Annotated in this window: 8 protein-coding genes; all 8 read right to left on the reverse strand. The window is 35.2% G+C overall.

Translation table 11 applies throughout. The annotated features are described in order from the left end of the window. Positions 1–401: 401 nt before the first annotated feature. The 8 genes from ABZP37_RS15605 to ABZP37_RS15640 all read right to left on the reverse strand — a co-directional run bounded on the left by ABZP37_RS15605 (position 402) and on the right by ABZP37_RS15640 (position 13,058). Complete coding sequence (locus tag ABZP37_RS15605; protein WP_366184021.1) at positions 402–2,486, reverse strand: hypothetical protein; 2,085 nt, start codon at positions 2,484–2,486, stop codon at positions 402–404. Between the two features lie 196 nt (positions 2,487–2,682). Beyond that, positions 2,683–5,043 (reverse strand): glycoside hydrolase family 2 TIM barrel-domain containing protein, encoded by a 2,361-nt coding sequence (locus ABZP37_RS15610; protein ID WP_366184022.1) that lies wholly within the window; start codon positions 5,041–5,043, stop codon positions 2,683–2,685. After that, positions 5,036–6,556, reverse strand: coding sequence for a sulfatase (locus ABZP37_RS15615; protein WP_366184023.1), 1,521 nt, complete (start codon positions 6,554–6,556; stop codon positions 5,036–5,038). The genes ABZP37_RS15610 and ABZP37_RS15615 overlap by 8 nt, the downstream gene beginning before the upstream one ends. 9 nt (positions 6,557–6,565) lie before the next feature. Then, entirely contained in the window at positions 6,566–7,924 is a 1,359-nt protein-coding gene (locus ABZP37_RS15620; protein ID WP_366184024.1) for a sulfatase, read from the reverse strand. Positions 7,925–7,953: 29 nt separating this feature from the next. Beyond that, the gene (locus ABZP37_RS15625; RefSeq protein ID WP_366184025.1) at positions 7,954–8,841 is read right to left on the reverse strand and encodes a sialate O-acetylesterase; all 888 of its coding nucleotides are present in this window, start codon (positions 8,839–8,841) and stop codon (positions 7,954–7,956) included. Between the two features lie 4 nt (positions 8,842–8,845). After that, a complete protein-coding gene (locus tag ABZP37_RS15630) occupies positions 8,846–10,429 on the reverse strand; it encodes a sulfatase (protein ID WP_366184026.1) in 1,584 nt (527 codons plus the stop codon). A gap of 299 nt (positions 10,430–10,728) precedes the next feature. After that, a complete protein-coding gene (locus ABZP37_RS15635; protein WP_366184027.1) occupies positions 10,729–11,646 on the reverse strand; it encodes an alpha/beta hydrolase in 918 nt (305 codons plus the stop codon). An 11-nt stretch (positions 11,647–11,657) separates the two neighbouring features. Beyond that, on the reverse strand, positions 11,658–13,058 hold the full coding sequence (locus ABZP37_RS15640) for a sialate O-acetylesterase (protein WP_366184028.1): 1,401 nt from the start codon (positions 13,056–13,058) through the stop codon (positions 11,658–11,660). Between the last annotated feature and the right edge of the window lie 65 nt (positions 13,059–13,123).

Genomic DNA, 13,123 nt, shown 5'->3' on the forward strand with positions numbered 1-13,123 from the left:
AATTGAGTTTAGTTTGGTTTAATAATTATCAGCTCCATAATACCATTTTCACAAATGTTCTACTCAGTTAATATACTGTCAATAAATTAACAGTTATTAAATGGCCTCCTGTATATTTACAATCAAAAAAAAAGACAAACAAGAGTAAGAACCTTAACAAAAACACACATTCATTGTTATATCAAAAAAAATATTTAGCCATTTTTACGATGTCCATAAAATAACTAAAGAACGATTATACAAATTAAGCCCAATAAGTAAAATAGTATTCTACCAAAATTACCCTCTATTAACACTTTTTTACCTTTAAATTACAAATTAAATAACATTTGACATAAGGCAAAAAAAATGCTACACCCCAAACTAGAGATGTAGCATTTATATTTTTGATGTTTTATTGATTAATTTTTATAACTAACTTGAAAACTTCCTTTAGTTATTTTTCCGCTTTTATAAGTTACTTGGTAACCAAAACCTGGTATTTCTAGTCCCTCTTTAGTTTTTTGCATTACTGGCCCTAAGTTAGCGATCACTTCTGTCCCTGATGAAAATTTTGATTTTTGAAGGTTAAAATCAGGACTTAAATATTCGTGTGATACCAATTCAGCAAAAAACGTTTCTTTATTTACTGGACTCACTACTTCGTTGGCCATTTTTATCATGCCTTTCATTCCATCAAACTCATAAGGCGAAAAGAAAATAGTACTACCTATTCCAAAAAGCATGTTACGGAGCGATTTCACTGCAAAATCACCATTTTCAGAAATTTGATTGTCTGGATCTTGTATTTTCCCAAAAACACCAATCGCATCATGAAACACCAAATTAAACAAAGGTGCTCTGTGCGAAATTTGATCCAAACTAGAATTCAAATAGGTCATTCCTTCAAACATATCAAAATACGGAATGTATTGTTGTTGACCGTGTTCTGTTCCGTTTACTAAACCTTTAGAATCAAGGTATTTTGCTAAATTATAATACCCTGTATTGTCTTCGTCTGCAAAATATGAAAAAGAAATATCCGTAATATCTGCCTGTAGACCCAAGGCTGCAATTTCTTTATCTAAACTTTTTTGCGCCAAAGCCAATTGTTTATTTTGATCAATATTTGCCCAACGACTTCCTGTGTTTTTCAATTTACCTTTATCATCTGTAGCAAACAATCCCGTGTCAAATTTAGGATCATTTTCCAATGTTGCCGAATATGCATGATAGGAAGAATACAAATAGCCGTACTTTTTGGTCAAATCAACTGCTTCTTTCAAACCTGAAACGCCACCTAAGTTTTCATTGATAGGCCAACAGTTCGGAACAAAATTAGAGAAAACTCCCCAAGCATGAAAAAAGGCCTTATCTACTTTTAACTCGTCGTGAGTCGTTTTGATCATTTCTGATAATTCCTTGAAAGTAAAAGTCATTCCTGGCATTTCTACATAATGTGGATATGCACCATAAACTCCCATATAAATAGCACCTGCCAACTTGTTAACATTCGGATCTCTTTTGGCTTTATCCTCCAATGACACAAAAAAGCCTCTCTTGATCGCTTCTTTTCGATACACTTTTGCCATATCTACATAAGTCCCTTTTGGAATAAATTGGTAACTCATTATTTTGGCTTGTTTCTCTTTTTTTAGATTCCAAATAGGTTCTAAATAAGCAATTCGCTTATTAGGAGACATCTTCCCCTCAGCATTATATAGGTACTGGCCATTGTTGTTGATGTTGTAAAACATCTTTGGTCTAGAAGCCTCATCTACTATTCCAATAACTGCTGATTTTTCATTATATGTTCCCCACCAAGGCATAGACAAACCAGATGCATTGAACAAATCTAAAGAACCCGATGATTTTGCCGTATAAGTAGCATCATCCCACATACAAAAAGACCCACCATTCATAGGGAAAATATAGGAAGGACAGATAACACCTTGTTTTTGCGGAATTACTGCTGCACCTTTATCTACATCTGTTTCCAAACTAAACGCTCTGGCTGGATATCTTAAATCTGCTAATTTGTATTTTCCTCCTTTACAAGATAGCACCTCGACATCTAACTTTGCCATGGTAGGATCAAGACGTAATTCAGTTTCTATAGTTATTCCTTCAAGTGTCTGGTCATCCAAAACTGGATTTGCAAACGAAATTGTCACGACTTGATTTGATTTCTTAACTACAGTAATAGTTTTACTTTTCGAAATATTCAACGATTCTGATTTACCATTGACCGTTACACCTAGAGTTCCTGCAGCTTGTTCCCACGGATCAGGATTCCACAATTGACCAGACATTTTCTCTAGAACTGAAAAACAACCGTTTTTCTCGTCCACAGTTACTTTTATCCATTTATTTTCTAAAACTATTGCCGCTACTTTCACTTTGACAACAACTTCGCTCTTCCCTCCAGAAAAACTAGAAAACAGCAATATACCAAATGCCGCAACCATTAGTCTCATCCCATTAATCATTTTATTATTTTTTCTCATATCCAAGTCTAATTTTTACAATTTAATCTAATACATAAAAGTAGCTAATGCTCAATTAATAGCAACAGTTAATTTTACCCTTGTTTTACTCATTTTTACCTTTTTGCTTTAAAACTATAAAGTAAAAAAAGCAGCAATAAATTTATATTTATCACTGCTTTTTTAAAATAACCAACACTACTATATTTTCATTCACCTACTTTATAGGCTTTAAACAGGACTTTCCTTTTAAGTTAGCACTCACTCCTTCAAAGGTTACCTTTCCGTTTTTGGAACCAATTCTCACCAAAGCAGTTGCAATTCCTGCCTCAGCTTTTATTTCCCCAACGTTCATTAACTGAGCATCACCTTTAATAGAAAAATTGATTTTATCTTCGAAAGTAGGAACCACAGTTCCATTTTTATCTACTGCAGCGATGTACACAAAAACAACATCATTTACATTAGCTTGTGGTTTTTTTCCGCTTTCGTCTATCCAAATTTTTAATTTTTGAGCCGTTTCTGGCGTTTTCACAAATGCTTTCGCTACTTGTTTCTTACTGATATAACCTACAGCCTTCAACTCGCCTGCTTGAAAAGATGGAATTTTAAACGTAAACGGTGCGTGACTGATTTTGGTTGTATTCTTATTTACATCTGGCTTTTGCAAACCAAGGCTTTGCCCATTTAAGAACAATTCGACTTGATCGCAATTGCTAAAAACCTTTACATTCAAATCAGAATCGGTATTCCAGTAACTAGCGATTTTCAATTCTACTTTTTCATTTGGATTTCTTTGACTTGCATAAAAATCAAATCCAAATTTTGGCAATCTAAAGATATCCATAATTCCCGAAGACTCAATTTCATCATGGTACCCACGGTTGTAATCATACATTACCCAGTATCCATCGCCCATCACGCCTTTTTCTAAATTGTCATTATGCGATTCTTGAAGATTATAGGCTTGTTGCAACAATGCTTTTTCGCCTTCTGCTCTTAAGTGACGGCTAGATTTTTCAAGACGCATTCCTTTTGGCATTTTGTCTTGATTCAATCCTCCATTGGACGAATAATACTCCCAATCTCCGTATTCTGAAACAAAATAAGGTTTGTTAGTATGATTTTCATCACCGTGCAAAATACGGTGTTGTCTCGATTGAAAATAAATATCATATACTTCTGGCATCCATCCGCATGAAAAAGCTTGACTTCCTGGATATTCCTCATGTACTCTTCTATCTAATTCTTTCATGAAGAAAATTGGCATTTTAGTTTCGTTCAATGAAACTTCCCAAGAAACAACCGATGGATGGTTGCGGTCTCTTCGAATTAAATCGGTAGCTGCAGTATAACAGAAATTTCTAAAAGCATCTGTATCTGCATAATATTGCCATCCTAGAATAGCATCAACAACAAAGATTCCTAACTCATCACAAGCTGCTAAAAAGGCAGGTGATTGTGGGTAATGTGACAAACGAATACAATTAAAACCTGCATCCTTAATCTTTTTTGCATCACGATATTGTGCATTATCAGATAAAGCATAGCCCACAAATGGATATTCTTGATGACGGTTCACTCCTCTTAAAAAGGTTTTTTCGCCATTTACATAAAGTAGGTTGTCCTTAAATTCTATAGAACGAATTCCGAAGGTGGTTGTCTCAACATCTTTCAACTGCCCGTTTACCAAAACTTTTGTTTCTAACTGGTATAAATTGGGTTCCGCTGGAGACCATAATTTAGCATTGTTAATGCGAATCAAAGCATTCGTTTCTACCGATTTATTTGAAGCTACAGCATTGCTAACAGATTTATTTTCTGCAACTTTTTTTCCTTTATAAAAAACGGTTTGCACGCATTCAATATTTTGTGAAGCATTGGTTTCATTCACCAAATCAGTTTTTATAGCTACAGTACTTACGGCAGTAGAAACTTCAGGAAAAGTGATAAATATACCTCCCCCTGCAATTTTATTAGCCAATAATGGATGCGAGATATATACTTTCTCTTTATAAGTGATCGAAGTACCACGATACAAACCACCGTACATATTAAAGTCTAATATTTTTAATGGTTTTGGCCCAGAAACTACATTGTCTGTATTATCTAGTTTTACAGCAATAGTATTATTTTGACCCACTTTTACAAATGAAGTCGCATCTATAACCACTGGCATATACCCACCTAAATGATCTGCTGCCAATTTTCCATTGATCCAAACTTGCGCATGATTCATGGCACCTTCCAGCTCAATGATTACTTTTTTATCATTGTATTGTGCGGGCACTTCAAATTGTTTTCTGTACCAACAAATCCCTTGCCACTGGTCATTTACTACCAAGGGTTCGATATTTGCCGTATGTGGCAAACTCACTTTTTCCCAACTCGCATCATTGAAATCTGCTTTTGTTAAAGCTTCATCGGAATTGGTCTTTGTATTAATTTTTGAAAATTTCCAATCGTGATTGAAATTCAATTTTACGGTTGGCGATTTTTGTGCCATTGCAACACTAGTTACCAATAGGAAAGCACCTATTACCGACTGTTTTATAGTATTTAAAATAAACTTACTCATCTGACTTTTTGGTTTTTTTTGTTTGTTTATTGGCTGATCTATATTCTTTAGTTATTGTTTTTAAACCAATTTCTACACCATTTTGCATTTGTTGGTATAACTCTGGTTTATCTTTTTTAACCCATTCTAAAACTTGAACTGCATCTGCTTCTTCTGGTTCGTAAACATCACTTACAGGTTTCATTTTTTTATCGTACCAAAGTGTTTTTTTACGTAACTTCTTTAGAACTTTAGTATATTTTGAATCGAAAGCTAAATTGTGCAACTCCTCTGGATCTTTTTCTAAATTGTACAATTCCTCAACAGGTTTAGTTGGTGCAAAGAATTGTTTTTGAACTTCATTCAATTTTCCTTCTTCGTTTAACTTCCGCATGATATGCACTGCGGGTCTGTAAAACTCTAGATACGCTTGATGTGCATCATAGGGGATTTCAGGTTTGTCGTTTCGAATGTATTTCCATTTATCAGAAGTTATCGCTCTAGATTTCTCTAGAATTTCGTCCCATAAATCACGGGCTGCATACACATAATCATTTTTAAATCCTTTTTCCAAGATTGATTTTCCAGTCATAAAAGAGGGTACTTTTACACCTGCTAAATCTAAAACTGTTGCCGTAATATCTACTGATGAAACAATCTCTTTACTCACATGCGGTCCTGTGTAATTTTTAGGATAGTGAATTATAAACGGAATACGTAATCCTGGATCTTCCAGATATCCTTTTCCTTTAATGTTGCATCTACCATTGTCTCCAATAAAAATAACGATGGTATTATCTGCCAATCCTTTAGCTTCTAATTCTTTAAAAATCATTCCGACTTCATTATCAAGAAATTCGATTTGATCCAAATATTTAGCCCAGTCCAAACGTATCGCTGGTTCGTCTGCTAGATACGATGGCAATTTCACTTTGGCTGGATCTACAGGATGTTTCGATTTGGCTCTTACTTCATTCCACCAATCTCCTCTATGGCTGGCAAGCAACTGGATTTGGGCAAAAAATGGTTTTCCGTCATTTTCGAAAGTATCGTATTTATCGAATAAACCGAATTGCGTTTTTCCATCCCAGGGACCAATTTGTTCCGATTTGAAATTCATGTCTGTTTTACGACCTAATCCCATCACAGCATGATGTCCCAAAATCGTGGTATATCCTGCATCACGCAACAATGCGGTAAAGGGTTTGTATCTTGAATCCAAAGGAACTTCACGATTGCTACGGTGGTGTTGTGCATTTATTTTTAGCTGGTGCGTTCCTACCATCATTGACGACCGACTTGGCGAACAAATAGGATTGGTTACAAAACAATTATCATAACGGACTCCTTCGGCAGCCATTTTATTAAGGTTTGGTGTTTTTACAGCTTCCATACCGTAACATTCCAAATCTATACTCATGTCCTCGGCCATAAGCCAAATAATGTTGGGTCTTTTAATCTCTTTCTGGGCTATAGCAGACACCGTCAATAAAGACACGACTGCAAGAGCTATTGTTTTTCTTAAATTCATCATTTTTTGAAATTATTTTTTATTGAAAGCAGGAACCGCTTTTTTCTCCCATTTTGCTATATCTTTTTTCAATTTGTCAGCTTGTTTTAATTCGATAGTAATCAAATCTTTTTGTTCTGACATATCATTTTTGATATTGAACAATTGAAATTTACCACTATGGTATTTAACCAATTTCCAGTCTCCTGCAATAACGGCAGCATATTGATCCTCATAACTACGGAAGAAATACAAGCTTCTATCCTCTTTAAATTTTTCGCCTTTTACAATTGGCAACAAACTTTTACCGTTTACCTGTTTGTCTTTACACACTTTTCCTCCAGCGATATCCACTAAAGTTGGAAAAACATCTGTCGTTTGAATTGGAATAGCAGAACTCGTATTGGCTTTGGTTACTCCAGGATAATACATTAAAAATGGAACCCTTGCTCCACCTTCACCTAGAGTATTCCCACCCGTTTTTCCACCGCTCAAAGGAGCATTGCTAAAAAACCCACCTTGATCTGATGTGAAAATAATTACTGTATTGTCTGCAATTCCTTTTTCAATAAGTGCTTTCCTAACTCTCCCTACTGATTCATCAACTGCAGAAATCATTGCAGCATATTCAGCATCTTTTCCTTTTAAACCTTCTTTTTTATATTGTTCCACCCAGTCTTTTCTACCAATTTGTGGCCCATGCACATCATAGTGAAAGTACGATAGCATAAATGGTTTGTCATTTTTATAGTTCGAAATAAAATCTATTGCTTTATTAGCCAAAACTGTTTCTAAATACAAATCGCTTTTATCAAAACTAGCAAGCGGATTTACATCTTTGAAAAATGGTGGATAATAATTCTTTGGGTGTCCATAATTACAAACACCATACTCTTCATCAAATCCTTGTTTAGTTGGAAAATATCTAGCGTCACCTAAATGCCATTTCCCTAAGAAAAAGTTGTAATACCCTAATTCTTTCAACCTTTCGGCATAAGTGATTTCCTTAAGTGGCAACATATTAATCGATGGCATTTGCACAGGATCATTAGGCCATAGACTAAAATCATTTATAGAATTCCCTTTGTCGTCAAAATCAATTCCGTTACCATCATCAACATGTCTTACCATCTGGAAACGTACTGGTTCTCTACCTGTCAAAATAGATGCTCTACTAGGACTACAAGTGGGCGTAGCGATATAAGCACGACTAAAATCCATTCCGTCTTTTCGCAATTGATCAATATTGGGTGTGTGGAATTTTGCATTGCGATATCCAACATCTGCCCAGCCTAAGTCATCCACAAAAAAGAGGACTACATTTGGTTTCTTTTGTCCAAAACTGGTTTGCAATGCCATCAAAAACACTAAAGCAACAATTGATTTTTTCATTTTATTATCTCTTAATTATTCTATTTCTTTTATTGTAATTTTAGTAATGCTTCTGCAAAAGCATTCCCTAATCGGTATTGTCCTTCGGCATTGTAATGCACATTATCCGAATGTTTTGGGTAATCATCAAAAGGTTTATCAGCTATTGTTTTTATAGTCACTACTTTTTTCAAAAGCTTGTTGCTATTCAATTGTGCTGTACGAACGGTTTCTGGTCCAGCAGGAAAATTTCCGTAGTGTGAATTGATTTGTCCCAACACAAAAGGCATGTCTTTTACATTCAAATCAGTACGAACACGGTTGATCAGATTGACCAAATTAGTTTCATAACTCAAAGCCGAAACTTCTTTGGCAGCATCATTTTCACCTTGCATCCATCCCATTCCGATAATTTTATAAGTATTGCCTTGACTTTCGATTCTTTTTATATTTTGCTTGACGTCATCAATAAAGTTAGCATATAATTTTAAGTCTCTTTTGAAACCCTCTGCTTCTACTTCATCCGTTTTTTCGGCAGTCCAATCGGGATTCCAAGCTCCGTATAAGGCAGTTCCACCTTGCGCTGTTTTGATTAGTAAAAACTTTTCTTTTGGGAATTTTTCAGCCAGTACAGTTCCAATCATTAATTCTGGACCAAAAGCTTCTTCAAAACCATATTTTGTCTTGTGCCCTTTCGATAAATAAAAGGATAATGGTGTTGGTGTTTTTCCAGCATTACTTATTTGAACACGGTCTTTAACTTTATATAAACGCTCTTTTACTGCAGCATCCAAAGCTGTAAAATCACCCGCTCCAGCCATATTCGATTGTCCTGCAAGCAACACTATGCTTATAGTCTCTTTTGCAACTTGCGCTTTTGCATTTCCAAAACTGAAAAGCAAAACAAGAATTACCAAAAATTGATGCGTTTTTTTCATCTTCTTATTTTTTATCCATCATATCCATATCAACATCTTCTTGATTGATTCTTTTTGGATCTTTTAATTTCCCACTCATATAATCATTATATAAATTTTGGTTGTCACCAAAATATTTATAATGATCAAAAACATCCCCTTTACCTACAATTCTTGGGTCATGCTCTTTGATTAATCTCTTGGTCAATTCTTTGTTCATCTTCGCCAACAATTTTGAATATTGTCCTTCTGAGGCTAAGTTAGTGACACAATAAGGATCTTTCTTGATGTCATACAATTCATAATCACCTCGCTTACCAAAATTCAAATCCCAAAATTTCATGATTCCGTCTTTTCTTCGAGACTCCAAAACAGCTGTTTTTGTTGGACTCGAATCACAATTCAAATACCCCAATTCTGGATTCCCAACTGGCCATCTGTCAATTTTAAAATTGTGTAAGTATAAATAACCGTTTTTGATAATTCCGCGCACTGGATAACCTTCGTCATTAGGTCTTCCTACATCATGACGTTCTTTCCCTACCAATTGGTAATTACGTTTTTTGTTTACTATTCCTGATTTATTCGAAAATAAAATATCAGTCAAACTTTTACCTGACAATTTTTCCATTCCAGATTTCTTCTGAGAAATTCCTGCCAATTCCATATACGTTGGAGCAAAATCAATAAAACTCACCAAATCATCTACTACACGACCCGGACTTTTAATTCCGTTTGGCCACATAATTGCTAGTGGCATGTGGTTTGAATATTCATAAACCTGTCCTTTTACACGTGGAAAAGGCATACCGTTGTCTGAAGTTACGATTACGATTGTGTTTTCAAGTTCACCCATTTCTTGTAATTTGTTCAACATATTTTGAAGATGTTTATCAAAATATTCAACTTCAAAAGCGTAGTCCAACATATCATTACGTACGTCTTCATTATCAGGCCAAAAGGCAGGCACTTCATTGATTTCGTCAATGGTTTTCCCTCCAACCTTAGCACCCGAACGAAATTCGTAAGCACGGTGTGGTTCTTTACCTCCGTACCAAAAACAAAATGGCTCCCCTTTTGGTCTCGCTTTCAAGAAAGCTTCAAAATTTTTGGTGTAATCTATATTTGCAATTCCTTTAGTAGGTGGTTTCAATTTAAATTCATTGTACTCAGGCCCTGTCAAATCGCGGTCTTTCCCGTTGATTTGTCCTTGGTTTCCTGGGCCCCAACCTTTGCCTGTAAAACCGACAAAAAATCCGTTTTCAGCCAAAACATCCGAATAGGTTTTGAATTTTGTTGGGAAATCTGGAGAATGGTTTGCTGCTTCTTCTAGCTGCCAGCTGTTACGTCCTGTGATAATACAAGAGCGTGATGGCGCACATTTTCCATTTGGAGTATAGGCATTATTGAATAAAACACCGTTTTTAGCTACTTGATCGAATGCTGGAGTTTTTACCCATTTGCATCCGTAAGCGCTAAAGTGTTTCCAACCTGCATCATCTGCAATTGCAAATAAAATATTAGGTCTCTTGGTTATTTTTTCTTGAGCCAAAGTGATTTGACCAAAACCAAGAAAAGAAATGATTGCAATTAAAAATAGTTTTTTCATTTTATAGTAAATATAGTTGTCAATTTAGTTTAACAAATTTTAAAAATTTATCGGGTTTTGTTGTCTCTTCCCGTATTTGAATCGTCTCTCTGAGTAAATAATGCTGTTATTAAGGCTTAATCACTTACAAATCTCAGATCAAATACAATTTCAAACGAGTTTCTAGCATTATTCATTTGCTACTTTAATGTCCTTCTCGACGATTATAACTTTAGAAAAAAGCACAGAAATACTAAAGACATTAAAAAAACATTTTTAGCATCTTGAATTTTTCCGAAAAATCGTATATATATTTCCGCCTACGGAATCATCTTATTTCCTTCAAGCCAAGTAATCATCGAGTCAAACCAAGAAGCTTTAGTCGTTTTATTATTCAATCCAAAGCCATGACCGCCTGCTTGGTAAATATGCAATTCACCCTTAACTCCTTCTTGAATTAATTTGGAATAAAACAACATACTATTTTGATAAGGAACCGCTTTATCATCTGCAGCATGAGCTAGAAACGTTATTGGAGTTTCGTTGGTAACCTGCAACTCATTCGAATATAATTTCACCAAATCATCAGATGGACTGTTTCCAATAAGGTGAGTTCTAGTTCCTTTATGTTGAAATTCACCAAAAGAAATTACAGGATAAACCAAAACCATAAAGTCTGGTCGTAAACTGGTATTCTTAGGATTATCTATCACCACTTGATTGAAATGTGTTCCTGCCGTAGAAGCCAGATGTCCTCCTGCCGAGAAGCCCATAATTCCCACTTTTGTGCCATCAACATGATGTTCCGAAGCGTTTTCACGAATCATTTTTAGTGCTTGTTGTGCATCTTGCAAAGGACCAATTGTTTTATCAATCATAATTTGGTCAGATGGCAAACGGTATTTTAAGATAAAAGCGGTTATTCCGTTTTCATTTAGTTTTTCTGCTATCGAATATCCTTCGTTTGTCATCGAAACAATTCCGTATCCACCTCCAGGGCAAATCAATACTGCTGTTCCGTTAGCTTTATTCTTCTTGGGATAAAACACTAACATTTCGGGATCGGTGATGTTTTTTATTCGAATATTTCCATCTGTTCCAGTTTCAGCGCTTTCCTTATAATCGGTAGCTACTTTGCTATTTGGGACAACGTCCTTATACAATTTTATTATTTTGTTTTGTCCCATCATGCAAAAAAACGAAAATATCAATGATAAAGTACAGTATGTTTTTTTCATGTTTTTAAATTTTATTTCTCCCAATTATCTGTTCTAAACGAAGAAGCAGGTAGTCCTGCCGTATTAAATAAACTTGCTGTAAGGAAGTTATTCCAAGCATAACGCACTGCTACTGGTTTTGTAATGGTCTCGCTCCATACTTCTAAATTCCCTTTGACGATCTTTGCTTTTGCAGGATAAAAAACTTTATTTTCTCCTGCTATTTCAAAATTCTCAATATCTCTAGAAGGTGAAAACAATCCGTTTTGTGCGTAATCAAAAGCTAAGTAAACTTTTCCCTCCTTAATCCCCATACTCTTGTAAACAGGTCCTGAAAATTCAATTCCATTCATTTTATAGGTCTTGGCCAATGACCAATAAGCCAATCGTTCTCCTATTTTCTGTTTTTCGGCGGGATGTATGCTGTGTTCTTCACCAGCATCCAAGCTTACTGCCATACCCGTATTCTTAGTATTCAACATCGTTTTCAACTGAGTTTCTCTCAAAAAAGCTGAATTAATTTCTTTCGAATAAATGTAGGGAGCTATTTGCACAAAATAAAATGGCATATCTGCTTGCTGGAATGCCGTTCTCCAATTGCCAATCATAGCCGAAAATAATTTCTCGTAATTTTGATATCTATTTTTGTTGTTTTCACCTTGATACCAGATCACCCCTTTGATCCCAAAAGGTAGCAAAGGATGAATCATTCCGTTGTATAATCCAGATGGTGAACCTTGATTTAAATTTCCCTTAGTCACTGCAAGATTCATGTCTGGAAAATTACTAGCAAGTGTTTCCTTTGAAGTCCAACCTTCCGCAGGCGTTCCTCCCCAACTACTACAAATCAATCCTACAGGGACTTTTAGGGTTTCTTGAAGTATCTTTCCATAAAAATAGGCTACGGCACTTACATTTGGTGTCGTTGCAGGCGATGCTATTTCCCATTTCCCTCCGGCTATTTTATCTATTGGCTCAACACCCAATTGTCTTTTTACATCAAAATAACGCAATTGCGAATTGGCACTTTTTAGAATAAAATCATTGCTATTATTAATCGGTTGTCCAGTGAAACCTTTCATTGGCATCTCCATATTAGATTGACCAGAGCACAACCAAACTTCACCCAACAAAACATCTTTTAAAACTATTTTTTGAGACCCAGTAACGTTTAACAAATAAGGCCCACCTGCTTTTATCGTTTTAATCTTTACCTGCCAATGTCCCTTTTTGTCTGAAGTAGTTTTAGCTACTTGTCCCCAACTAGATTGGATCGAAATAGAAGTATTGGGTCTATCAATCCCCCATACGGCCACATCTGAATTTTGTTGTAATACCATATTATCACCAAATATTTCAGCTAATTTTGTTTGACTATACATTGGCAAACAACAAACGAATAATATAAATTGAACAAAAAATATTTTTTTCATTGCGGTTTATTTGTTTTTCAAAGAAACTATTTTCTTTTTTTGGTTAATGAACTGAATTTATCTTT

The sequence above is a fragment of the Flavobacterium ovatum genome (genome assembly GCF_040703125.1).
GTDB lineage: Bacteria > Bacteroidota > Bacteroidia > Flavobacteriales > Flavobacteriaceae > Flavobacterium > Flavobacterium ovatum.